The organism is Cellulophaga baltica (assembly GCF_900102165.1).
GTDB lineage: Bacteria > Bacteroidota > Bacteroidia > Flavobacteriales > Flavobacteriaceae > Cellulophaga > Cellulophaga baltica.
Map to the genome: position 1 here is coordinate 1 of NZ_FNBD01000002.1, position 25375 is coordinate 25375.

A 25375-nucleotide genomic window follows, 5' to 3' on the forward strand; every position below is an offset into this window, starting at 1 on the left:
AACTGGTGTAAAAAGAACTTTATAGAAATTAAATATACACAACCGGGAAAGCCAATGCAAAATGGATATATAGAACGATTTAACCGTTTCTTTAGGGAGGATATATTAGATGCCTATTATTTCAATGACATTTATCAACTTCAAAAAATAAGCGACAACTGGAGAGAAGACTATAATTTTAATCACCCGCATAAATCTTTAGGTAATATATCACCTAAAGAATTCATGCCCAGATTTGATGAAGAATTTAAATTCTTCATCAAATCTGACCCAAATAATAATTATTTATCGAAATTAGAGGTGTCCTAAGAAGGGGAAGTCTACAACATAATCCTTCATCAGTTCGCGCGTATACCTTTTTAAATCTTCGCTACTATTTTGCAACCGGTTCAATTCATATTTAGAAGGACTCACGGTAATGGAATAAAACTTCGGTTCAGTTTTTTTGAGTTTTGCACCATTTCCATCGATATCTTTTACTACTTCTTCGGCTGAAATTTCATCACCATATTGGTTAAAAAAGTGTTCCATTTCTTCTTGTTCTAAGCTTTGATTTTCCTTCTCCAGATAGCCCACAAAATCCGCTGAACTTTGTGAATATGTACCTCCTAATTTTTGGGGTGTGATGGTGATATACATAGCGCAACAATTTAAAATTCAGGGTTGGAATTTTTCTTTTCTTGAAAGCGGACTGCCTTTTTTTCTTCAAGAAATTTCTTCTCTAGAATCAACGTTTTTTTTGTAGGCATCTCGGTCTGAAAAAGGGATTCTATCATGGCGACTGTCGGCTTGGTTTGTGTCTTTTCCATAGCGCGCATAATGGCAATAACAGCATTGATTCTTTTTAGGAGTTTGGCTTCCATAGTTCTTCCCGTTGGACCAAATTTTTCTTTCGGCGATATCTCGTTGTAGAAGAAAAAATCGAGCATGGTAGCCATCGCCTCAGTATGTGATTTAAAGTGTGTTCTTGAAAATTGTTGAAAGCGTTTTGCTGTTTCCTTTTTAAATCTAATTCCGATAAATGAGTCCATAATTCGCCGATTTGTCGCAAATTCTTTCCTAAAAATGGGCGTTTACAAGGCGTTTGTCGCAAATTGTAGCAGGACAAGAAATTACACTATTTTCAAACTATTGATTATCAGCAGTTTGAAAACGAAAAGGAGCTCTAAACATCGCGCAGCGTGTTACCCTCTTGCTACTCCTTTTCGTTCGCCCCAGGCGAACAAAAATTTCATACAATCTGGTTCAAAAACCAATTGCCATTTTAAGGAAATGAATTTCCAGTATGTTATTTTTCGATGGGTACGGTTATCGGCGAAAGTCGAAAATTGGACAACCCTACTTTATTTGTGTGCTGTATTTCCAGCGAAATAAAGATACGTTTTTTTATTGATATGATATAAATTGCATACAAAAACACCTCTAAATTTTAGAGGTGCTTGTTTCTTATTTTAAAAAAATTAAATATTGAAAATGAATTTATAAGAGTATAAATTTCGCATCGCTTCTTCTTCAATCATCGTTTCAAAACAAGTGTAATTTTCTTTTACGTATTTGCGAATATCATCGCCAAATTTTCGTTCTACATCTTTTTTAGAAGCCTCCAAAAGTCGGTTTTGAGCTTCTTCATTTAGGTCTGTAAAATTGAGATATACCATGACGCTTTATATTAATATTCGCTTGGTAACATCAGTGTATTATTTACAAAAAATAAACGCAGTTCATCGAGTGGAAAATCAGTTGAGCGATAGCGATGTTTTTCGAGAATAGTATCGTTGCCATCCGTATAAATAATTTCGGCTTCATAATCCGTAAAATCTTGTTTTTCCTTAGATAGCCTTTTAAAGTCTATGGTAATAAATTCGCTTCGGTGCATCAGACTTTTTGCTATTACAGAAGTATCCGTAATCAGCCAAAAACAATCTGCAACATTGGCAAGATATTTTAATCCGTCTGTAAATCGGGTTCTTAATAGTGGAATTTGATAGAACATTTCCGTACCGTGAAAATGTTGTAATCCTGCTGTTATTTCGTTAACTTGTGTCTTCATTATTTGATTTCTTATTTGAAGTTATTAATGAAAAAAGAGGGTGAAACTTTCCAAGGCTGCGCCCTCTTTATTTTTTTTGATTTACTTATTGTTTTAATTTCCAAGTAATAGAATTTCGTTGGCTTCGATTTCCGTAACGAATCTTTTGACTCCATCTTTATCCTCGTAGCTTCTAGATTTCAATTTTCCCGTAACCCCTACTTCTTTGCCTTTGTCTACAAATTTTTCAATAATTTCAGCAGTCTTACCCCAAGCTACGACAGTATGCCAATTGGTGTCTGTTTGTTTTTCACCCTTATCATATTTGTAATACTCGTTGGTGGCTATTGAAAATCGGGCAACTTTCTTTCCGCTTTCAAGGTTCGTAATCGTTGGTTCTTGTCCAACATTTCCAATTAACTGTACATGATTTTTTAAAGAATTCATAATGTATTATTTAAGACCTGTCTACCGACAGGCAGGTTAATAAAATCTATCTGAACCATTCAGACAGTTTAGTTTTATATTTTTTTTTAAATGATTTACTTATTATATCTGGAGCGTTTTCCTGTTTTGTTTTTTTGGTTTCACTTCCTCTTTTGATGTTTTTATACGATTTCATAAGTTTCATTTTAGATTTACTTCCTATAGCGCCCTCGCTGTTACCTTTTTTTGTTGCTTACTGGGATTCAATATTTTGAATTGATAGAGACTTATAAAAAAGAGCGAAGCATGAGCCTGGTTTATGCAGTCTGTTTAACTTCAAAATGTTGTTGTTTTGCTGTCAAAAAAAGGTTAGACAGTAGGGAGCGGAAGGGTATCTAAAGGCTTATGTGAAGAAGAAAAACATAGGAAGTGATACCAAATGAATTATGGAATTCCGATGTGGCGGACGCTATTCCCGATTTTAACGTTGGAATGCAGTGTTCCAATCCAGTACCGAAGCTTCGGGACGGATTGGGTTAGCGCAATGGAAAGTTAACATCGGGGATTGTGTCCAAGACTTTTGTAGAGAAGCTATTTCCCTGAAATGTAGGGAAACGGAATAAAGAGGAATGTGCTGAACGGAATGTGAGAAATACAGTTAATTTAAAACCGTTAAACACGTAAATATTATTTTGAAGTAATAAAATTTGATGTTTTTAAATGTCATAAAACAGCATTTACCAAATAATGTTTAATTTTACTAAATACGAAATACAAAATAGTAAACTGATTTTTTTCAGGTTCACAAATCGACAACAAAGAAAATAGAATATTGCTAAGACCTTATAGACAAAGGGATACAAACGCTAGGTTTGAATCCAGTCGAGGTCACCACTAAAATCAAAGCTTCCAAGAAATTGGAAGCTTTTTTTATTCGTATACTATCTAGCTTCAAAAAAAATTAAGCCCTTTAATAAGGTAAGTCCGTTTTTACAACAAAAGAAAACCCTTACAAAAGACTATTTGCAAGGGTTCTTATCTCTTAATAAGTTTTTATAGCTACTTTCATAAGATGTAACTTTAGACGAGCTCCTGATATTTTATCTCTTTTCTATCTTCCAAATCATGAGCGACATTATCTTTCAAATAGGCAAGGCACTCTGAGAAATTTTTAAATATATGAGTATCTGGCACCAAGTGTGGAATTATATTTACACGCTCCATCATATACCTAGGCTGCTTAAGTACACCGACAAAAAAGACATTAATATTTTCTTTTTTCAAATCTAACAATACATCCTCTAAGGTGTAGAGTCCCGATTGGTCTAGATATTGCATGCGACCCATTCTAATTATTACCGTAGATGCTGTTCTTGGTATTTGGTTCGCTAAATTTTGAAAATCATTAGTAGATCCAAAAAATAGAGGTCCTTTTAGATGTTTGATAAAAATTTCTTCCTTCAAGGATTCAGGAAAGTCTTTTTCATCAGCCCAACCTTTTTCTTTTTTTAAGGTTTTAACATCTGACCGCTCTGCTGTAAGGTCGCCCATTTTTTTCATAAATAGTAAGGACGCTATGATAAGCCCCACACCCACTGCGTACACCAAATTCCATACCGATGATAATACCAATACCACCAACATAATAACAACCTCTGAACTAAATTTAAAAGGTCCTATTTTTGCATCTTTAGGCAAAAAAGGAATTGCTTTCAATCCTTTATAATCCATAACACCTATACCTACGGTTACTAAAATACCTGCTAGAACGGCCGCTGGTATTTGCGATGCTATTGGTCCTAAGGCTAATAAGATAAGTAATAGTAATACTCCAGCAATCATTCCTGATAATTTTGTCTTCCCTCCTGCATTAATATTTACGACGGTACGTATTGTTGCTCCTGCTCCAGGGAGGCCCCCAAAAATAGCAGCTATACTATTTCCTACGCCTTGCCCTATTAATTCTTTATTAGGTTGGTGTTTCGTTTTGGTCATGTTGTCTGCCACTACTGAAGTTAGCAGAGAATCTATAGCTCCCAAAAGAGCAAGAGTCAATGCCGTAAAGATATATGGGGTGATAGCTCCTAACTCAAATTGAGAAAACATATTTAAATTAGGTATTGGAAAACCACCAGGAATCTTTTCTATAGGTCGATAATTAAGACCGAACCCAAACGCCACACTAGACACTACAATTAGGGCGACTAAAGCACTAGGTATCAGTATTGTTATTTTCTTAAAACCATATATAATAGCGATTGTAGATAAGGCTAGAATCAATTCAAGCCAATTGATATTTTGAAGTGCCCTTGGCAATACTTTTAGTGCACCAATAACACCAGACGCTTCTGTGTTTGCTAATGTTTTTGCTTCTTTAAGTATTTGTTCTTCAGTAACCTCATTAGCTCTATCTATGGTCTCTTGAAAATTTTCTAATACTAAAATACCTTCCCCGGTTTCTTCTTTTAAAATATTACTCAATATAATTTCCTCTGCTTCTGGCTTAAAACCCGCTACAAAAGCTGTATCGTCTTTTGGATAATACCCTATAGACGGTAAAATTTGTGTTACAAGAATTATAACTCCTATGGCGGTCATAAAACCAGAAACCACGGGATAAGGTATATATCTAATATATTTTCCTATGCCCAATAGCCCAAGGCCTATTTGCATTAACCCTGCTAAAAGAAAAACTAGTAAAATGGCCGGAAGTGCTTTCTCTAAATCACCATCATTTAAGGCTACAATACCAGCAATGACAACCATACTAACAGCAGTCATAGGTGCTGTTGGCCCTGAAATTTGCGTATTTGTACCGCCAAATAGTGCTGCAAAAAAGCTAATAAATATAGCGCCATAGAGTCCTGCACTAGGCCCTAAACCTGAACTTACACCAAATGCTAATGCCAAAGGCAAGGCCACTATTCCTGCCGTAATTCCTCCAAAAAGATCACCCCTAAAATTGGTAAAAAGTTTTTTCATATTGTCATGTGTTTTATCAAATGCATAGCACATCTAAAAAGGAATATTTCTTAAGATATTAATGTTTTCCTAGAAAAGAAATCCTCATTAAATGGATACTAAAAAAATTATAAATCATAAATTATACTACGTAATTTGTTTGGTTTTGAGCATATGGAAACTTATCTAACCATGAAGTGCGAGCACAGGCACATCATTGAAATACCCTAACTTACCCAGAGATGGTCTAACAAAACCAAGGGTTTCCCAAACAGAGGGCTTCTTATCTACATAGCTTATCATATTACTATGTTTAATTTCCACAAAACAGCTGAGTGCCGCAGACATCTTTACATTGTGGAGCACATTAAAAATATAATCTAGACCAACCAGATATTTTTCTAAAAGCGATTTGTTATTCTTTTGCTGCGCTGTCATTACGCTATCATCCGTTAGACTCAAAATTTGAATACGCGCATTACTCATTTTAGCTATTTCAACAAGGTATTTAATTTCGGAAATATCAAAATCGGTATTAAAATTAGTCGCTAAAACAATTTCTTCCGGCTGATTAAAAGTTGCATTTTTAGGAACAATTAAAACTGGACATTTTCGTATAGTCTCAATAATACCTAAAGTATTTCTTCCATATTTACCTTGCTCCCCATTTGTTTTCCCTTTTGCTCCAACCACAATCATTTCAATTTTAAGACTATGTACCAAACTCTTTACCGCATCTAAAAATCTTTCTGATCGTGAGATTATATGATACCGATGCTTCAAATCTTTATCAATACTAGATAGTTGCGCCAAAACATCTCCTAACCCCTCTTTTGAAATGTTCTCAGACAATTTATCAAATACGTCATCAGGGTCTAAAAGCACATAACTATCCAACCCATATACATCTTTTGCATAGGTATTCAAAAGATAAAAATCGCATTCCTGATTCTCATAAAGCTTTATAGCATATTGAATAGCATTCCAAGAATTCATTGAAAAATCAGTAGTTAATAATATCTTCTTTGGCATAACATTATATTTTAAGATTAAGGCTGCGTCGTATTTCTGATAAATGGTCGAAGACAAATGATATCATTTCTTTTCTACCAGTAGCTGAGATTAAGGATACTAATCATCCTTAATAGAGCCTATTAAGAAAAAGAATTATTCTTGTACTACTACCTCTGTTTTTACGGGATAAAAAATAAGAGTCAGCATAGCTATACCAATCAATATTAAAAAAGCAACTTCTAATTTAGACAAGAGAATAGTCATCCCTAACGATTTATTAGAAAGTTGTGTTAGTTCTCTACTTTCCTCGAGCTGAATTTTAGCGAGAACATTCAAATTTTGTTCTATTTTACTTAAGATACGCTCTGCTGATGTCTGATGATTTGCTTGTAAAACCTCAGAATTCTGAAGCAAATTAGTTTCTAACTTTTTGAGGTTTTGAAACTGATCCTGTAAGTCATCAAGAACATTTTTTTCTTTACCAGTGAGCTTGGTGGCTGCAAAAGCTGAAAATAATTCTTCTGCCTTTTGATTTTCGTCTGGGATTGTATTAAAATCTTTTTTACGTATAAACCGTATTTCCTTCGCATGGAAGATGGCATTCAATTTATAAATCAAATTTTGCACAATAACCCTGTCTTTGTATACCGAATTTACTGTGGTCTGAACTGTTGAGAAATGTCTTTTATCCAATCGGTTTGTGCCTAAGACTAATAAGAAAGCTATTCCTAGAATTAATCCAACTTGAACTTTTTGCGCTATTGTAAAATTTTTAAACATATTTTAAACCTTTAGTACTACTTTATATAGAATCAATTGTTTCAAAAGAATCCATCATATAGCTAAGGTTTAGCCTATCAAATTAAATGGATTACAGCATGGAATACCTTATAATACTCGCAATTCTCCCGCGCTTAAGGCTTGATTAACGTCTGCCTTAACTACCGTGTGACTTCCAAAGAAACGCCCTCCATCATTGCGCCTAATATAGACTTGAGTAACGCCATTTTTCTTCTCTTTTATAGCTGTTACCACCACTAGCTCTCCTTCGGTATTCTTATAATTAGCAATACCTCCTTTTTTAATGATAAAATTTGCTTTGGGAAAATCAATATGCTTGTAGGCCTTTGCTTTTGGCTTACCTATTTCAAAAAGATCGCCAACACGCACCTCCACAGAGGTCTCACTTGTATACGTTTGAGCATTCAGAAAACTTACGGAGAATAGAAAAATAATTAGATATTTAATCATAGCTATATATGTATGGATTTAACTTCGTTTGTATTTTTATGGCTTTCACTTTCATAGTGTATCATTGCACTGTCATGAATGACATCCACACCCTTTTTATTACTGTGTAAATGCTACAGCGTCAACTACTTATGATATCCTCCTGGTAAAAAGCAAATGGTATGCCTAAAAAGAATAATTAAAAACTAATAAACACAAATAACTGAAAATTAACAAGTTAAATAAAAAATTCACTATATATCATTTATTTAAATCGGGTAATAAATCCCCGCATGAGGAAATTTGCCCTATGAAGAATCTTGGCTTTTTCTAAAAATCTTGTGGACGACACCTGTAACATATAGGCATAAAAAAAACTCCGGTAAACAAATATGTTTTGCTTACCGGAGTTTTCTTATTACAATAGCCTGAGTTTTACATTACCCCATAGCGCTAAAATAATTTGGAGCTGAAGACTGCTTAGGAACTAATGCCCTCACAATACTTTCATGCAACAATAATTCATTATTTGTGATAATTACTTTTTCGCTAATTCTTTCCGTTCCTTTATATTGATTTGTTTCCATTTGGTATAGTTTTATGTGTGCTACAAAGATGAACTCTCACCTCGAAGAAGTTGTTATACAATTTCAAGAAATTATTGTATAATATTAGGATTAACGAATCCAAATTAGCAAGTCTGCACCACAATTTCTAGTGCTGGTCATTTCATAAACAACAAGAAACCTCCAATACACCCTCAAAAGAATTCTATTAACAACAATTAAAACTCTCCTATTATAAATTCTGTTAGCTTAGAGCTGCTTTAGGATAACCGCTAAATCATTTTTACACACACCTTTAATACCACACACAGATTGAAGCATACCGCATTAGTAAAATTATTTCTAGCCTTACCTATTACTTTATTTATTCTTCTATTTGGAACTAATACCCGCACTATTGTGCCCTACTCCACAACAGAAGAAATAAATTCAAACACACGAATTGACAACCTTAGCCTTTTTCCTGATAGTGACGGAGACGGACTCACAGATGACATTGATGAGGATGATGACAATGATGGTATTCCCGATCTTTTTGAAGACGGTTGTGAAGTAAGCACCGGATTTGGAACGCCTCCTCCTAGTCTAGGGTCAACAAACTATGTAACTTCTATCTACACCAACTATAGCGGCTTTTGGTCCTCATCTGTGGGAGCCCTGAACACGACATCTTATGATAATGTCTCTGAACTTTTAGCATTTACTGTAGGTAGCCAAACCTATGCTACAGGCGTTGGAGCCACTGCTATGATAGATACAGATAATAATGGGTTTTATGATAATGTAGACACGGATGGAGATGCCGTAGCAGATTTAACGGTAGCAGAAACTTCGTGGACCGCATTAAGACCTGTGACCAGTATTACATCTGGCGTACGTCTAGAAGGTAGAGCCATAGATGGCAATACTTCAAATGCCGTAGGACCACAGCTCACCTCTGGCGGAATACCCTTTAATCCATACCTATATCAAGGAGAAAGAGGTCTTGATATGGGGTATGCTATTGCAAATATTGACAATGCCTGGTATTTTAGTCTAGGAGGAACAAACACAGCTGCCTATGGAGATGGTGAGATGGATATTCTTCTAACCCAAGGCGCACAATTAGGGAGTGGTTTGAACTATAACAGACTACATTTGTTAGATGAAGATGGAAATTATCTAGATAATGGTGTTGAAGTTAATTGGAATGATACACCTGTAGTAGGAAACTCTAATGTAGATCAATACAATGCAAATGATTCCTCTAGCGGTAGAAATCAAAAAAAGAATATTCGCCTTGCTGCAGTTGAATTATCTGAATTTGGACTTACAGCTGCCGAAAGAGCTAAAGCAATAATATTTCGACTTGAAATTTCCGCGAATGCAGATCCTATATTTTTTGTAGTAAATGATAAAAGTTTTTACACCGGTTGTACTCCTTTAGATTCTGATGGCGATGGGATACCAAACAGTTTAGATTTGGATAGTGATAACGATGGCATATATGATGGTATTGAAGCTGGTCACGGAAAAACACTTGTTGATGGACGAGTAACCGGATCTGTGGGTACGGATGGTATACCCGATAGCGTACAGGCTACAGGACAATTTGACAATGGTACAATAAATTATCAAATTAATGATTCTGATACGGATAACACTTTTGATTTTTTATCTTCTGATAGTGATGCTGATGGATGTACTGATGTTATAGAAGCTGGTTTTCTAGATCCCGACAACGATGCTATACTAGGCAATTCTCCAGTATCTATAGACTTCTGGGGGGTAATCATTAATCAAGGCGGATACACCGGTACAAGAGATGGAAATACAAATGCTGTCCCCGACTACCAAGAAGCTAGTGCAGCACCAACTATTACTATGGAACCACAAGACACCATTATTATTGATGGAAATTCTGGCTCTATTTCTGTTACAGCCTCAAATACCGCACAATATCAGTGGCAAATAAGTACGGATGGAGGAACAAGTTTTTCTGATATTATCGATTTTGCAAGCTATACAGGAATTCAAACAGCTACTCTGACCATTCATAATGCAAATATAGAATTTAACGGCTTGGAATTTCGAGTAATACTTTCAAATGAAGGGTATGTATGCTCCTCTCCTATTATTTCCGAAAGTGTAGTATTAGATATCAGAATAAAAACAATGATTACCAATCGGAAAATAACATACCGAATTCATAAAGCATAAGATTGCAATTGTTTTAAGAGCATTTTTAAAGTTCATATCTAATTGTACAAAAAAACACTACCTAATTTAATAACCTATTCCAAAGGTTTTAATAAAACAGAGATAACCTACGCTTATCATTAGCGTTATACTTTAGCATTTCATATAAGATAGTATACCGTTCTGATGGAAGACACACTTTCGATAATTATAAGTACTTACAATTCTGAAAAATGGTTGCAAAAAGTACTTTGGGGTTATAATGTTCAAACCTATAAACAGTTTGAAATTATTATTGCCGATGACGGCTCTACTCCCGCCACAAAACAATTAATTAATGAGATTAAAAAAGATGTCTTTTACAACATACAACATGTATGGCACGAAGACAATGGCTTCCAAAAATGTAAGATTTTAAATAAGGCTATCAGAGCCTGTAATTTTGATTACATCCTGATGACGGATGGCGACTGCATACCTCGAAAAGATTTTGTACAGGTCCACTATGTAAATAGAAAAAAAGGGTTCTTCTTATCCGGCGGATATAGTAAGCTTCCACTGTCTATCTCAGAACAAATTACCCAGATGGATATTGAAGCGCAAAATTGCTTTGATATAAAATGGTTAAAGCAAAATGGATTGCCTAAAAAATTTAAAAAGAAAAAATTGATTGCAGATGCCGAAAAAGCAGCCTTTTTAAATAAAATTACAACGACGAAAGCATCTTGGAATGGTCATAATTCATCTGGTTGGAAGAAGGACATTCTTGCTGTTAACGGATTTGATGAACGTATGCAATACGGTGGCGAAGATAGAGAAATGGGGCACCGTTTATTTTTCAGAGGAATCAAGGGAATACAAATTAGATATAGTGCCGTCTGCGTACATTTAGATCACGAAAGAAGCTACAAAAACGATGCTATAATCGCCATAAACAAGAAAATACGTAAGGAAACTAAATTCACAAAAAGTATCTGGACACCCTATGGGATTATGAAGTAAAAGTACTTCAGACAACAAAGCATTCAACTTACAATTCTACTACCTGTTTTTAGTCCCATTACAGGACGTTTTCCTTCTTAGAAACTCTTGATATAAAAAAAAAGAGCCTATCTTTCATAACTTATTCAATACCGCTTTGGCCGTTGAATTTAGAGATACCATAATTGTCTTTAACATTTTTATCGGTATCCCACGTCCTAACAATTTTATTCGGAAGATTCCCTGCTTTGATGCATTTAGATCCATTAACATCAGGAGTATCATACGCATTAATAGCACTCCATTTTAGCACCCAGTAATCAACAGAATTTGAAGTTTTTGTTATCTACTACACCCAACAAAACAGACCTTACGATTAAAAAATTGACTTTCCTTAACCAACACTATATTACCCATTTTATTAAGTTTTTTGTTTTATTTAGTGAAATTTATATAATAATTGATAATTTAACCTCCCCAATATTGCTATTTCACCATTACAAGTGATTTAACAAACAAATTTTTATTTATGAAATTGACCTATAAACAGACGGAAAACAGGCCTGAGAATTCATTTCTAGCAAGACAAGACAGATTGCCGTGCATTGAACAAAATTGGCATTTTCATAAAGAATTAGAATTAATTTATTTTATAAAAAGTACAGGAACAAGGTATGTTGGCAATTCTATAGGTAATTTTGCTCCAGGAGAATTATACCTAATAGGAAGCAATGTTCCTCATCTCTTTAAAAATCACAAAGAGTATTATGCTGACAATTTAGAAGATGAGGCTGTAGATCTGGTGGTTATCAAATTTGTGCCTGATTTCTTAGGTGAAAATTTTTTAGATTTAGCGGAATCAAAAAAAATACAGTTACTCTTTCAGCGTGCAAATATGGGGCTACAATTTTCTAAAGCGGTAACCTATTTAGTACACAATTATATTTTAGGCTTGTTAGGAAACAAAGGACTTTCAAGAATAATTGGCTTATTGAATATTTTAGATATCCTCTCTGTAGGTGAAAATTACAAAACCTTATGTTCAGAAGTAATTACAAGTAACTATAGTAAAAATGAAAAAGATCGCATGGGGAGAGTGGTCACTTTTTTAACAGAGAATTTTGACAAAAAAATTGAATTGGATGAAGTAGCGGCTATTGCTTATATGACACCCAATGCTTTTTGTCGTTACTTTAAAAAAAGAACCCATAAATCCTTTACACAATACTTAAACGAAATTAGGTTACGTCATGCCTGTAAACTTTTAATTGAAGGAGAAATGCAAATAGCAACAGTTTGCTATCAATCTGGCTTTAATACACTCACCAATTTTAATAGACAATTTAAAACGCTCATGAAAGTTACTCCTTCAGAATATATGGAAAAGTATAATGAAGCTTTAGGGGCACGATAGTAATATTCCTCAACAATTGTTTATTAAAAACCTCAATATCGCATAAGGTAAAATAATGCTAATTAAAGATAGTGGCTAGGCATTAACAGCGAAAACCTCTTACTATTTTTGATTTCTAACCAAACTATTTTAAACGCAAATTATGTCGGCATTAATCACCTTAATTCTTTGTATTACGCTATTAATTATAGCTATCACAATTTTTAAGATTCACCCGATTCCTGCATTGCTTTTTTTCGGTTTACTATTAGGAATAACTACTGGCGGTACCGTAAGCACTGTGACGGAAAGCTTATTAAATGGTTTTGGAAATACATTGAAATGGATAGGCCTCATCATATTTTTTGGCGCATTCTTAGGTGAAATTCTATCCGAATCTGGAGGTGCCGAAATAATTGCAAATACGATTATAAAAGTATTTGGAGTTAAATATTTACCGTTAAGTATGGCTTTCATTGGTTTTCTTATTGGTATTCCTGTATTTATGGATGTTGCTTACTTAACTTTACTACCAACATTACAGGTCTTATCTAAAAAATCTGGCCACTCCATATTGGCCCTAGGGCTCTCATTAGCTATGAGTTTAACCGTGGCACATGCGCTTATACCTCCTACTCCTGGTCCGCTAGCTGTAGCCGCACTTTTAGAAGTTAATGTGGGTGACATTATCCCTCTAAATATTTTAATCGCAATATTTGCTATCGGTGGTGGCTTAATTTGGCTCCAATGGAATAAGAAGTTTTTACAAAGAGCCCAAACACAAGAAACCATTCAAATTAGCGTCAAAAAAAAGCAGCTTAAAGGCTTTAAAAAAATATTGCCTTTTGTAGCACTTTTATTGCCACTAGCACTTATGTCTATTGGCGCAATTTACTCTTCTGACAACCAAATTATAGCTTTCATTAAAAATCCTATCTGGGCTCTATCGCTAGGAATTTTATGTGCACTCCCGCTGATATCAACATTAGATTTTAGTAAAACTATACATCAATATTTTCAAAATGCCGCGTCAAAAACAGCTTTAGTAATTCTTATTACTGGCACAGGTGGGGCTTTCGGGCAAGTGATTAAAGACACTGAAATTGTAAACGCCCTGTTTTCTGATGTTAACGCCACTGGGGTAATGGTAATTATAATTCCTTTTTTTCTAAGTATGCTATTTACAACAGTAACTGGTTCTATAACGGTCTCTCTGATTACTACCGCCTCTATAGTAGCTCCTTTAATTGCTAATGGCATGTTAGACCCAAAATTTACCACTGCTGCTATATGTGCTGGTTCCTTAGGAATAATTCATGTAAATAGTAGCTTCTTTTGGCTATTTAAAGAAGTGCACGATATATCCGTAAGTAAACTTCTAAAATCTTTTAGTGTGCTTTCTTTGCTGACGTCCTTATCTGGAGGAGTTATTGTTTTAGCCACGTATTATATCCAAGGATTACTCTAAATATTCATAAAATAGCTTCTGAAGGGTTAAAATAATGCCTACTTGGGGTAAAATCATTGAATTAAGGCTGGGTATAATCAATTTTCTTTGTAGTAGTATGATAGGAGTTTGTTTTTAAAACACTAGTTTAAATCCTATTCATCTAAAATTAAGAACATATGAATGATTACACCTTAGCAATAACCTTGGTCCTATTTGCAAGTTTCTTCCAAGGAACTTTCGGATTAGGTATGAAAAATATTGCTCCATTAAAATGGGAAGCTTGGTGGTTAATTCATTCATTAGTAGCTATGATTATTGTACCAGTAGCTTGGGCATTATTTGTAATTCCAGATCTTTTTCAAGTAATTCAACAAACGCCATCCTACACATTATTTATTGCTGCTTTTTATGGATTACTTTGGGGTATAGGTGGTATCTTATTTGGTATTAGTGTAGAGAAAACGGGAATATCTATTACCTATGGGATAGTAATGGGGCTTGCCGCATCTGTTGGAAGTATGATTCCGCTGTTTCAAATAGAAGGAGCTTTTGAGCAACCATCTTTCCCAATAATTCTAGCTGGAGTAATTCTTCTTCTAATTGGCGTTGGGATTACTGCGGTAGCGGGTGTAAAAAGAGATCAATTACATACAAAAAATTCCTCTAGTAACAAGTCTATTAAAATTGGAGTACTCATCGCAGTAACCTCTGGCATTCTTTCTGCCTCTTTAAATGTTGGCTTCATAAAAGCAGGGCCTGTTTCATCGTTAGCTATTGAAAGCTATAATGCTTCTACACAAAATGCAAGCTTAGCTTCATGGGTAGTGGTACTCATAGGCGGGTTTATCATGAACGGTGGTTATGCTTTATTTCTATTGATAAAAAATAATTCTTGGAGCTCTTATAAAGTAAAAAATAGCAAAAAAGCATATTTCTGGGCAGTTCTAACAGGTATTTTCTGGTTTGCCGCCTTAGGTGTATATGGACAAGGCGCAGCATTAATGGGTAATTTAGGTCCTGTAATAGGTTGGCCTATACTTTTAGGACTAGCATTAATCATTAGTAACATTTGGGCTTATCGTGCAGGAGAATGGAATAATGCACGAGAACCTTTCAAAATTCTACTAGGGGGGCTAGCCGTTTTAATTGGTGCCATTTGCCTTCTAGGATATGCCAATTATTAGCGTCTACAAACAAATAACTAACCATTAATTTCTTGTTCCCAAATGACAAGAAAATTTATAAACAATAGGATTAAGCATGAAAATTAAAACTATAGAACCCTTCGTAATTAGCCATAAGCTAGATACACCCTTCTATTTCTCGCAATGGCAATATGACACGCGAAAAATTTGCTTAGTCAAAATTACCTTAGAAGATGGAACGTATGGTTGGGGAGAAGGTTATGGTCCTGCCAACGTTATTAAAGCTGGAATCGAATTTTTCACTCCTTTTTTAATTGGTAAAACTGCATTAGAAAATGAAGTACTTTGGGAAGAAATGTACCGCAGATCTATGGATTATGCCAGAAGTGGTTCCCTACAAGCTTCCTTAAGTGCTATTGATGTGGCTTTATGGGATTTAAAAGGAAAACTCCTGAATCAGCCTGTATCCGTACTTCTAGGTGGTTTAAAAAATCCAATCATACAGCCTTATGCTACCGGATTGTATTTTACACGAGTAGAAAATTTAGAAAAATCATTAATAGAAGAAGCCTTACTTTACAAATCTCAAGGGTTTAAAGCGATAAAAATGAAGGTGGGCCTAAGTCTTAAAGAAGATATCAAATACGTGGCAGCAATACGCAAAGCTATTGGTTCTGATATTAGATTAATGATCGATTCTAACCATGCCTATTCGTATAAAGAGGCCATTGAATTGGCCCGAAAAGTAGAACAATATGATATCTCTTGGTTTGAAGAGCCTGTTTCTCCGGAAGATTATAAAGGGTATAAAAAACTAAGAGAGAATACAACAATCCCTATTGCTGGAGGAGAATGCGAATATCTAAAATTTGGTTTTAAACGCTTACTGGAAAATGAATGTATTGATATTGCACAGCCAGATATTTGTGCCGCGGGCGGACTTACAGAAGCCAAGAAAATTGCTACTATTGTGCAAGCGTTTCACAAAGATGTAGTGCCGCATACTTGGGGCACTTGGATTGCTATAAGTGCTGCTGCTCATTTTATCGGTAATTTGGATAAAAATCCAGGTAGGATGTATAATGACCTTCCTACCATGGAGTTAGATAGAACAGAAAATGCATTGAGAGACATTGTTACGCAAGGCCAAATAAACGTAGTTAATGGTCAATTTTGCGTCCCTACAACTCCTGGATTGGGGGTAGATGTAGACATGAATAAATTAAAAGAATATTTGGATAAAGAAACACTTCAAAATGAACACAACTTTGAAATTCGGTCATAAAAAATTATATATAAACGGAGATTTAAGGGATGCCTCTAACGGTGCAACATTTAATGTGGTATGCCCAGCTGATGAGCAAATTATTGCCACATTAGCTTGGGCAACCGAAGAAGATACCCAATTAGCATTAACTAGTGCTCAAGAAGGATTTAAATATTGGTCTGCTTTACCTCTTGAAAAACGTATTGAATGGATTGATAAACTCCGAAATAAACTCCTTGAAAAAAGCGATTTGTTACGGGAAGCTATAATGTATGAAATGGGTAAAACTTGGGAAGGAAGCCTAGAAGACCTAACGAGTATCACCAATTCCCTTTCTTATTATGCTGAAGAAATTGTAAAACGTCAAGATATCAGCATTGCTGACAAGGAGGGTACACATGAGCATTATATTAAATCACAACCTCTGGGGGTAGCTGTAGCTTTTTTAGCCTATAACTTTCCCTTATTAAATTTAGGGTTTAAGTTAGGACCTGCACTTGCTGCTGGATGTAGTATAATATTAAAGCCTTCTGAATTCTCTCCTCTATCGGCCTATATTATTGGCGAACTATGTCATGAAATAAATTTCCCTAAAGGAGTTATAACAATTATAAGTGGAGATGTAACAGCCGTTGGTATTCCGCTTTGCGAAAGCAAAATTCCTCGTTTAATTACGATGATAGGAGCTACAGAAACAGCGCAAAAATTAATAGCCCAAAGTAGCAAAACATCTATTAAAAGATACAGTATGGAATGTGGTGGAAATGCTCCATTTATTGTTTTTGATGATGCTGATTTAGAGCTAGCAATAACTATTGGTGCTGCACTTAAAACAGGAAATACAGGTCAAATTTGCGTTGCTCCCAATCGATTTTTTATCCATGAAGCTGTGATTGATGCGTTCACGGAAGGAATAGTTCATAAATTTAAAAATACAAAAATTGGTTTTGGCAGGGAAAATAAACCTGATATGGGACCTTTAGCGAATAAGCAGTCTGTTTTAAAAGTAAACGCTATTATTAAAGAGGCCCTAAACCAAGGAGGAAAATTAATATACGGAGGAAATGCCATAGACCGAAAAGGTTATTACTTTGAACCTACCGTTATTCGCCTAGAAAATAATAATGCTGCTATTTTACAAGAAGAAATTTTTGGACCAGTAGCTACCATTGTACCATTTAGCACAAAAGAAGAAGTACTAATCTTAGCGAATAATACCGATGCCGGTTTAGCCTCCTATGTTTTCTCTAATGATGCCGCGACTTTAACTTATTTTGCAGACCAATTAGAATTTGGAGAAGTACAGCTAAACGGGGTAAAATATGATATTTACTTACCACATGGTGGTATCAAAAATAGTGGAATTGGTGTAGATTGTTCTACTTTTGCTTTAGACGATTATTTAATAAAGAAAAGAGTAACCAAAGCTTTAGTTTAAATGAAAGTACGCGAATATTTTATCAGTTGTGATTGGGGAACCTCTAATTTTAGACTACGAGTTGTTGCAACTTCAAACCTAAAAATTATAGCAGAGCACAAAACAAATCAAGGGATAAAAACTTTATTCGAACAGTATACAGCACAAAAAACAAAAAAACAAACTGCTTTTTTTGCAGAATATCTAACTTCTCAAATTTCGAAACTCCCCGAAGAACATCGAGATCATATGGTGGTAACCGCAGGCATGGCTTCTTCCAATATTGGTCTTTTTGAAATGGAATATGCTAATTTTCCACTTCAAGCTAATGGTGATAATTTAAAGTGGAAGTATTTAAAAATCAATACCCATTTAGAAGTTCTGTTAATCTCTGGTGCAAAAACCGAAACAGGAATGATGCGCGGAGAAGAAATACAAGCTATAGGTCTAAACGACCAATTAGCCTCCTATAAAGAGGGCATCTTATTATTACCAGGAACCCATAGTAAACATTTGGCTTATCACAATGCTACGTTTATCGACTTGAAAAATTTCATGACCGGAGAACTGTTTGAAGTGCTTTCGCAAAAAAGTATACTCTCTAATTCTATTGAAGTGAAAAGTACAAAATTTGAAGAAGAACCATTTATTGAGGGAGTAACTCTTGGTTTAAAAGGATTACTTAGTACTAGTTTATTTTCAGTGAGAGCCAGACATATTCTTCAAAATAAAGCTAAAGAAAGTAACTATTATTTTTTAAGTGGTTTGCTTATTGGTGATGAAATAAAATATTTAAAAAATACCGACAAAACCATCTTTTTAGCTGCTCCTGACCCCGTATATAGCCTGTATAAAACAGCACTAAATCAAATCATAGCAAAAGAAAATTTAATCTCATTAAATGGCGCTTCTTTAGAAAAAGCCCTTTTAATGGGTCAGAAAAAAATACTACAGCATTATGACAACTAGTTCAACATTTTCTTGGGAAGCTTATTACAAAGCTCCAATCGTAGGTATTATTAGAGGTGAAACTTTAGAGACCGTTAGAGAAATAGCTAAAGCGTATATAGAGGCCGAATTATTTACCATTGAAATTACGATGAACACAGCAGGTGTCGCTGAAATTATTGCAATGCTAAGAACAGAATTCCCTAGTCTAAATGTAGGTGCCGGTACCGTGTGCACTTTAGAAGATTATTCGGTTGCCGTAAGCGCAGGTGCTCAATTTATTGTGACACCTATTATAGACGAATTGGTGATCAAAAAAGCCGTTGCAGATGCTATACCTATATTTCCTGGAGCTTATACGCCTACGGAAATCTACAAAGCATGGTCTCTTGGCGCTTCTGCAGTTAAAATTTTCCCTGCTACTCAACTAGGACCTACCTATATTAAAGATGTATTAGCACCGTTAAACACGGTAAAACTGCTCCCTACAGGTGGTGTAAATAAAGAAAACATAAAAATATTCTTTTCCGCTGGCGCCATTGGTGCTGGTATGGGGAGTTCTTTATTAAACAAACAGCTTATTAAAGATAAAAACTTCAAAGAGCTCACCACCTATTTCAAAAGTATAAAATCTGAAATTGTAGATTTTATAAAATAACGCGAAACAGTCAATCCTAAAAAGGCTCAGTAGCCGAAATAATTTAAGCACTAATAATTTCTAGTATGAACTATAAATTTAGCCATATCGGCATACCTACAAGTGAAGAAAAAGAATGGGATGGTTTTTACGAACCTGGAAAAATTCATTATACCAAATTTAACAAAGATGAATATCAAATTGAATGGGTAAAGTTTGATGCCGATAGCCCTATGCCAGAATTAGTACGTACCATTCCACACGTAGCTTATGTAGTTGCCAATATGGAAGATGCTTTACAAGGCAAAGATATTTTAGTTGATATTTTTTCTCCTGGTGAAGGCGTGCGTGTAGCATTTATAAAACATAACGGTGCTCCTGTAGAGTTTATGGAAGTTGCATCTCAAATTTAACCTTCAAATATCTATTTATACACTTCTCATAGTTCAATATGGATAATATAGTGCTATAACCGGATAAAATCAGCTACCCTTTTTCTTTTAGTTTTCTATTATTTTGTAATTATTCTATGAATTTATTGTTATTTCATCAATAAATAAGAATTATAATTAATAATTTGAAAATGAGAATCCTCTTTATACTTCTTTCGATTGGTTTATATCATATAAGCGCTGCACAAGAGCAACCAAATATTATTATCTTATTTGCTGATGATGCAGGTTATGCCGATTTTGGATTTCAAGGTAGTACCGAAATGAAAACGCCTAACCTAGATAAATTAGCCCAACAAGGGGTTACTTTTACGCAAGGTTATGTGACCGATGCTACTTGCGGCCCATCTCGGGCGGGTTTAATTACAGGAAAATACCAACAGCGTTTTGGTTATGAGGAAATAAACGTGCCCGGATACATGAGTGAAAACTCAAAATTTCTGGCTGATGATATGGGCTTACCTCTAGATCAAGTAACTATTGCCGATTGTCTAAAAAAATTAGGTTATAAAACGGCCATGTACGGTAAATGGCATTTGGGTGATGCGGACCGTTTTCACCCAACTAAAAGAGGGTTTGATGAATTTTATGGTTTTAGGGGCGGGGCGCGCAGCTATTTTGGCTACGAGGAAGTTTCTAGCGCTCATCATGACACTAAAATGGAAAGAGGTTTTGGCAACTTTGAAGAACCTCAACGATATGTTACGGATGCTTTAGCAGATGAAGCCATCGCCTTTATGCGTAAAAATAAGAAAAATCCATTCTTCATCTACTTGGCCTTTAACGCCGTGCATACTCCTATGGAAGCCACCGAAGAAGATATGAATGCCTTTCCTGATTTAACTGGCAAGCGTAAAGAGCTAGCCGCAATGACGTTAGCCTTAGATAGAGCATGTGGGAAGGTTTTAAATAAACTAAAAGAGCTAGGTTTAGACAAAAACACCATCGTTGTATTTTCTAATGACAATGGGGGACCAACAGATAAAAATGCCTCATTAAACTTACCACTCAGCGGTACTAAATCAAATCATTTAGAAGGCGGAATTAGAGTGCCTTTTGTTATAAGTTGGCCTAAAGAGTTAAAAAAAGGTAGTCGCTATAATTATCCAATCAGCACCTTAGATTTACTCCCTACCTTTTATGCCGCTGGCGGAGGTAATGTATCAGAATTAAAAGATGTAGATGGTGTAAATCTTATTCCATACATCAATAACGAGATTAAGGAAAGACCACACCAAACACTATTCTGGAAAAAGGAAGTTCGCTTAGCTTTTAGAGAAGGTGATTGGAAGCTAATCCGTTTTGCAGATAGACCCGCAGAACTTTATGATTTATCAACAGATATAGGAGAACAAACTGATTTAGCTACGACACATCCGGAACGTGTTAAAAGCATGTTTAAAAAAATGTTCGAATGGGAATCTACTTTAGAACGCCCTTTATGGATGCTAAAGAGAAGCTTTGAAAACTACGACATAGAGCGTATGGACCGGTACCGTTCTCCTGAACTCATAAAAAATGAGATTCCTTCACTTTTAAAAGACTAAAACTCAACTAAACGTTTCCAGATGAACATGAAAAGGATACCATTACTGACCTTAATTGGGATATTATTAATTTCTTGCAACCCAGATACAAAAAAAACTGTCGCAGCGAACACCAGCACACCATCAGCCAGTTACAGCTTAGATGCTGGCAAGGGCATATTAAACAATGTTCATAGTCCACATGTAAAATTTAAAAGTATAGATTTTGGGGAATGCCAATGGACGGAAGGCTTTTGGGCAGAAAAATTTAAAACTGCTGAAACCAAAATGATTCCTTACATGAGGAGCTTACTAACGGGCGACAAGGGTCATGCACTGAACAATTTTAAAATAGCTGCGGGGTTACAAGAAGGAGAACATAAGGGTATGCATTGGCATGATGGTGATTTCTATAAATTCATGGAAGCCATCATGTATGTATATGGACAAAATAAAGATAAAAAACTACGAACTGAAATAGATGACTACATAACCATCATCGGCAAAGCACAAAGAGAAAACGGCTATTTACAAACACAAATACAGCTCTTTGATGATAGAGAACCTTATGAAAACAGAAAATTTCATGAGATGTATAATTCTGGTCATTTATTAACCAGTGCTTGCATTCATTACCGCATCACCGGACAAACCAACTTTTTAGACATTGCAATTAAGCATGCCGATCTTATGTATTCTTTGTTCATGACAGACAAGGAGCGCTACGGACGCTTTGGCTTTAATCAAACCCAAATTATGGGTTTGGTAGAATTATACAGAACTACCAAAAACAAAAATTACTTAGATTTAGCGGAGCAATTCATAAATAACCGAGGTGCATATGAAGTAGAAGAAACGCCAGAAACCAAAGGATATCCTATTGGTGATATGGTGCAAGAGCGCACTCCATTACGAGAATCTGATGAAGCCGTGGGCCACGCTGTTCTTGCTTTGTACTACTACGCTGGGGCTGCAGATGTATATGCCGAAACCGGAGAACAAGCCTTAATCGATGCTCTGGATAAACTTTGGATGAATGTAGCCTTAAAAAAGATGTATGTTACTGGTGCCGTGGGACAAGCACATTACGGAGCATCAACCAATAAAGATAAAATTGAAGAAGGTTTTATTAATGAATACATGATGCCCAATACCACCGCCTACAATGAAACTTGCGCAAATATCTGTAATTCAATGTTTAGTTATAGAATGTTAGGCTTACATGGAGAAGCAAAATATGCTGATGTCATGGAAACTGTTTTATACAATAGCGCGTTGTCTGGAATTAATATTGAAGGCGATAGGTACTATTATGCAAATCCACTGCGTACCGTACATGGCGCAAGAGATTATGACAAAATGAACACAGAATTTCCTACTAGACAGGAGTATTTGGAGTGTTTTTGCTGCCCTCCCAACCTCGTGCGCACCATTGCTCAAGTATCTGGATGGGCCTACAGTAAATCTGAAAATGGTATTGCTGTTAACTTATATGGTGGCAATAATTTAGCAACAACCTTAAATGATGGTTCAGCTCTTAAACTAAAACAAGAAACAAAATACCCTTGGGAGGGCGATATCGCAATTTCTATTGAAGCCTGTAAAGACGAACCCTTTGATATTCTATTGAGAATTCCTGAATGGGCAGTAGGTTCAAAAATTACAATTAATAATGAGGAGGCCAATATAGAAACTACTCCAGGAGCCTATGCTACCATAAATCAACCCTGGAAGAAAGGAGATGTCATTCGCTTAAGTATGCCATTAGACATTAATTTAATCGAAGGTCATGGTCGTATTGAAGAAGTTAGAAATCAAGTAGCCATAAAAAGAGGGCCGGTAGTGTATTGTTTAGAATCTGTAGATTTACCAGAAGACACGAGTATTTTAGAAGCCTATATCAAAGGAGATACCAGAAATTTAAAGTCAGCGTATCATCCTGAATTCTTGGGAGGTGTTACCACAATTTCTGGAGAGGTATTACTTAGAAAAGAAACTGCGAATAGTACGGCAATGTACCAAAAAGTAAATCAACCAGAATGGAACACTTTCAAAACTACGTTTATTCCCTATTTTACCTGGTCTAATAGAAGTAATGAAGAAACAGAAATGTCTGTTTTTCTACCTGTTATTTGGGAATAAAACACTTAGAATTACTACACCAAAAGCCTATAATTTATGAATTCATATAAAAAAAACGCTTACAGCTACGCACTCATTGTTGCCATGGGGGGCTTTGTTTTTGGTTTAGATGCAGCCTTAATATCGGGTACTGTAAAATTCATTTCTCAAGAATTTGCGTTGAATGATCTGCAATTAGGAATGGTCGTAGGTGCCCCAGCACTTGGTGTATTATTGGCCTTATTTTTTGCAGGGTATGCCTGTAACAAATATGGAAGGCGAAAAACCTTGCAAATAGTGGCTGCCCTCTATGTGCTCTCGGCTATCGGATCTGCCTTTGCTCCTAACTATATAAGCCTATTATCTTTTAGATTCTTAGGTGGTTTAGCCTTTACATCAATCTCATTAGCCGCCATGTATATAGGTGAAATAGCGCCTCCTAAATTGCGAGGAAAGCTAGTTACCATGATCCAAATTAATATTGTAATAGGATTATCTGGAGCTTATTTCATTAATTATCTGATACTACAATTAGGGCTCTCCGATACAGCCTGGATACAAGAGCTAAATTTTAATGAAAACACTTGGCGATGGATGTTGGGCTCCGAAATCTTACCGGCTATCGCTTGGTTTATACTTTTATTCTTTGTTCCTCGGAGTCCTGCTTGGCTATTTTACAATGGAAAACAGGAAGACGCTAGACTAACCTTACTGAAACTTTTACCTGAAGACGAGGTAAACGAACAGCTTCTTGACATGGAGAAAAGCATGAAAACTAGTGCTAATAATCGTTCTGTATTTTCACAGCTAAAAGAAATTTTTAGTAAAAATTACAGGATAACCTTTATCATCGCATTTACCTTAGCAATAGCACAGCAAACCTCTGGCATTAACGCAATTTTATTCTATGCACCAACAGTTTTTGAACAAATAGGGATAGGTACTGATGCTGCTTTTATGCAAGCCATTTGGACAGGATTAACTGGCTTACTATTTACCCTATTAGGCTTACTATTAGTAGATAAGATAGGAAGACGCCCCATGATTATTGGCGGAATGGTATGGGTTGTTATAAGTTTGGGAATTGCCTATGCAGGTTTTAAAACGGCTACTTACACCCTCACAAAAGAGGCCATCACCGAAATGACCCAAATACCAAATGTTGAACGGTTGCATAGCATGATTGATATTGAATATGATAGTGATATTGATTTAAAAGAGGCATTAATTAAATCATTAGGCGAAAAAGATGCCCGTGAACATTCTAGCTTACTAATCCAGAAATCTGCCACTATAAATGCTGTTTTAGTATTGGTTGGTATTCTAAGTTTTATTGCGGCCTTTCATTTCTCTATAGGACCCGTGATGTGGGTTTTATTTTCAGAAATTTTCCCGATTTCATTACGTGGTATCGCAATCCCATTTTTTACTTTGATCACGAGTACAGCAAGCTGGTTAATTCAAATGATGTTCCCTACACAATTGGCAACATTCGGGATTAGTAACACCTTACTTTTTTATGCCGCAACCGTATTTATAGGCATGCTTATTCTTTACCGCTATTTAATTGAAACCAAGAACTTAACGATTGAAGAAATTCAATTAAAACTCCAGAATAAATAAAACCTAAACTT

General features: G+C 35.4%; 24 protein-coding genes and 1 pseudogene. 14 read left to right on the forward strand and 11 right to left on the reverse strand.

Annotated features, from left to right (window positions below; all coding sequences use genetic code 11):
- Nucleotides 1-309: integrase core domain-containing protein (locus BLQ19_RS03235; protein WP_139150191.1), on the forward strand; the 309-nt coding region annotated here is incomplete at its 5' end.
- Between the two features lie 6 nt (nucleotides 310-315).
- On the opposite strand, the pseudogene BLQ19_RS03240 reads toward BLQ19_RS03235, so the two are convergent.
- The 10 genes and pseudogenes from BLQ19_RS03240 to BLQ19_RS21175 all read right to left on the reverse strand — a co-directional run.
- Nucleotides 316-639, reverse strand: a pseudogene (locus BLQ19_RS03240) (DUF5712 family protein); the annotation flags it as partial.
- 11 nt (nucleotides 640-650) lie between these two features.
- Nucleotides 651-1031 carry a BfmA/BtgA family mobilization protein gene (locus BLQ19_RS03245; RefSeq protein ID WP_074537378.1) on the reverse strand — a complete coding sequence of 127 codons (381 nt, stop codon included), beginning with the start codon at nucleotides 1029-1031 and terminating at the stop codon, nucleotides 651-653.
- A 429-nt stretch (nucleotides 1032-1460) separates the two neighbouring features.
- Nucleotides 1461-1658 (reverse strand): hypothetical protein, encoded by a 198-nt coding sequence (locus tag BLQ19_RS03250; protein WP_074537379.1) that lies wholly within the window; start codon nucleotides 1656-1658, stop codon nucleotides 1461-1463.
- 11 nt (nucleotides 1659-1669) lie between these two features.
- Nucleotides 1670-2050, reverse strand: a complete 381-nt coding sequence (locus tag BLQ19_RS03255; protein ID WP_074537380.1) for a DUF6876 family protein — start codon at nucleotides 2048-2050, stop codon at nucleotides 1670-1672.
- Nucleotides 2051-2143: 93 nt separating this feature from the next.
- On the reverse strand, nucleotides 2144-2476 hold the full coding sequence (locus tag BLQ19_RS03260) for a single-stranded DNA-binding protein (protein ID WP_074537381.1): 333 nt from the start codon (nucleotides 2474-2476) through the stop codon (nucleotides 2144-2146).
- Between the two features lie 1059 nt (nucleotides 2477-3535).
- A complete protein-coding gene (locus BLQ19_RS03265; protein WP_074537670.1) occupies nucleotides 3536-5437 on the reverse strand; it encodes a SulP family inorganic anion transporter in 1902 nt (633 codons plus the stop codon).
- A 165-nt stretch (nucleotides 5438-5602) separates the two neighbouring features.
- A complete protein-coding gene (locus tag BLQ19_RS03270; RefSeq protein ID WP_074537382.1) occupies nucleotides 5603-6448 on the reverse strand; it encodes a universal stress protein in 846 nt (281 codons plus the stop codon).
- A 135-nt stretch (nucleotides 6449-6583) separates the two neighbouring features.
- Nucleotides 6584-7210 carry an MCP four helix bundle domain-containing protein gene (locus tag BLQ19_RS03275; RefSeq protein WP_074537383.1) on the reverse strand — a complete coding sequence of 209 codons (627 nt, stop codon included), beginning with the start codon at nucleotides 7208-7210 and terminating at the stop codon, nucleotides 6584-6586.
- A gap of 108 nt (nucleotides 7211-7318) precedes the next feature.
- Nucleotides 7319-7681 (reverse strand): hypothetical protein, encoded by a 363-nt coding sequence (locus BLQ19_RS03280; protein WP_074537384.1) that lies wholly within the window; start codon nucleotides 7679-7681, stop codon nucleotides 7319-7321.
- A gap of 419 nt (nucleotides 7682-8100) precedes the next feature.
- Nucleotides 8101-8247, reverse strand: coding sequence for a hypothetical protein (locus tag BLQ19_RS21175; RefSeq protein WP_155854901.1), 147 nt, complete (start codon nucleotides 8245-8247; stop codon nucleotides 8101-8103).
- A gap of 291 nt (nucleotides 8248-8538) precedes the next feature.
- Between BLQ19_RS21175 and BLQ19_RS03285 the strand changes: the two genes are divergently transcribed.
- Both BLQ19_RS03285 and BLQ19_RS03290 read left to right on the forward strand, forming a co-directional pair.
- Nucleotides 8539-10425 carry an immunoglobulin domain-containing protein gene (locus BLQ19_RS03285; protein ID WP_074537385.1) on the forward strand — a complete coding sequence of 629 codons (1887 nt, stop codon included), beginning with the start codon at nucleotides 8539-8541 and terminating at the stop codon, nucleotides 10423-10425.
- 165 nt (nucleotides 10426-10590) lie between these two features.
- Nucleotides 10591-11406: a glycosyltransferase family 2 protein gene (locus BLQ19_RS03290; protein ID WP_034656635.1), complete on the forward strand. Its 816-nt coding sequence runs from the start codon at nucleotides 10591-10593 to the stop codon at nucleotides 11404-11406.
- A gap of 121 nt (nucleotides 11407-11527) precedes the next feature.
- On the opposite strand, the gene BLQ19_RS21180 is transcribed toward BLQ19_RS03290, so the two are convergent.
- Nucleotides 11528-11698, reverse strand: a complete 171-nt coding sequence (locus tag BLQ19_RS21180) for a hypothetical protein (RefSeq protein ID WP_175444391.1) — start codon at nucleotides 11696-11698, stop codon at nucleotides 11528-11530.
- A gap of 216 nt (nucleotides 11699-11914) precedes the next feature.
- Here BLQ19_RS21180 and BLQ19_RS03295 point away from each other — a divergent pair, with 216 nt between their 5' ends.
- The 11 genes from BLQ19_RS03295 to BLQ19_RS03345 all read left to right on the forward strand — a co-directional run bounded on the left by BLQ19_RS03295 (nucleotide 11915) and on the right by BLQ19_RS03345 (nucleotide 25364).
- On the forward strand, nucleotides 11915-12799 hold the full coding sequence (locus tag BLQ19_RS03295; RefSeq protein WP_024479574.1) for an AraC family transcriptional regulator: 885 nt from the start codon (nucleotides 11915-11917) through the stop codon (nucleotides 12797-12799).
- A gap of 142 nt (nucleotides 12800-12941) precedes the next feature.
- Nucleotides 12942-14246: a GntP family permease gene (locus BLQ19_RS03300; protein ID WP_074537386.1), complete on the forward strand. Its 1305-nt coding sequence runs from the start codon at nucleotides 12942-12944 to the stop codon at nucleotides 14244-14246.
- A gap of 158 nt (nucleotides 14247-14404) precedes the next feature.
- On the forward strand, nucleotides 14405-15412 hold the full coding sequence (locus tag BLQ19_RS03305) for an L-rhamnose/proton symporter RhaT (protein ID WP_074537387.1): 1008 nt from the start codon (nucleotides 14405-14407) through the stop codon (nucleotides 15410-15412).
- A gap of 76 nt (nucleotides 15413-15488) precedes the next feature.
- Nucleotides 15489-16658 (forward strand): mandelate racemase/muconate lactonizing enzyme family protein, encoded by a 1170-nt coding sequence (locus BLQ19_RS03310; RefSeq protein WP_024479571.1) that lies wholly within the window; start codon nucleotides 15489-15491, stop codon nucleotides 16656-16658.
- Nucleotides 16630-18078: an aldehyde dehydrogenase family protein gene (locus BLQ19_RS03315; protein WP_074537388.1), complete on the forward strand. Its 1449-nt coding sequence runs from the start codon at nucleotides 16630-16632 to the stop codon at nucleotides 18076-18078. Before BLQ19_RS03310 ends, BLQ19_RS03315 begins: the two co-directional genes overlap by 29 nt.
- Nucleotides 18079-19026 carry a 2-dehydro-3-deoxygalactonokinase gene (locus tag BLQ19_RS03320; RefSeq protein ID WP_074537389.1) on the forward strand — a complete coding sequence of 316 codons (948 nt, stop codon included), beginning with the start codon at nucleotides 18079-18081 and terminating at the stop codon, nucleotides 19024-19026. It begins immediately after the preceding gene.
- Entirely contained in the window at nucleotides 19016-19663 is a 648-nt protein-coding gene (locus BLQ19_RS03325) for a bifunctional 4-hydroxy-2-oxoglutarate aldolase/2-dehydro-3-deoxy-phosphogluconate aldolase (protein WP_025614219.1), read from the forward strand. Before BLQ19_RS03320 ends, BLQ19_RS03325 begins: the two co-directional genes overlap by 11 nt.
- Before the next feature lie 65 nt (nucleotides 19664-19728).
- Nucleotides 19729-20055 carry a hypothetical protein gene (locus BLQ19_RS03330; protein ID WP_025614218.1) on the forward strand — a complete coding sequence of 109 codons (327 nt, stop codon included), beginning with the start codon at nucleotides 19729-19731 and terminating at the stop codon, nucleotides 20053-20055.
- A gap of 170 nt (nucleotides 20056-20225) precedes the next feature.
- Nucleotides 20226-21641, forward strand: coding sequence for a sulfatase (locus BLQ19_RS03335; protein ID WP_074537390.1), 1416 nt, complete (start codon nucleotides 20226-20228; stop codon nucleotides 21639-21641).
- A gap of 27 nt (nucleotides 21642-21668) precedes the next feature.
- The gene (locus BLQ19_RS03340; protein ID WP_074537391.1) at nucleotides 21669-23762 is read left to right on the forward strand and encodes a glycoside hydrolase family 127 protein; all 2094 of its coding nucleotides are present in this window, start codon (nucleotides 21669-21671) and stop codon (nucleotides 23760-23762) included.
- A 36-nt stretch (nucleotides 23763-23798) separates the two neighbouring features.
- Nucleotides 23799-25364, forward strand: a complete 1566-nt coding sequence (locus BLQ19_RS03345; protein WP_074537392.1) for an MFS transporter — start codon at nucleotides 23799-23801, stop codon at nucleotides 25362-25364.
- Nucleotides 25365-25375: the final 11 nt, after the last annotated feature.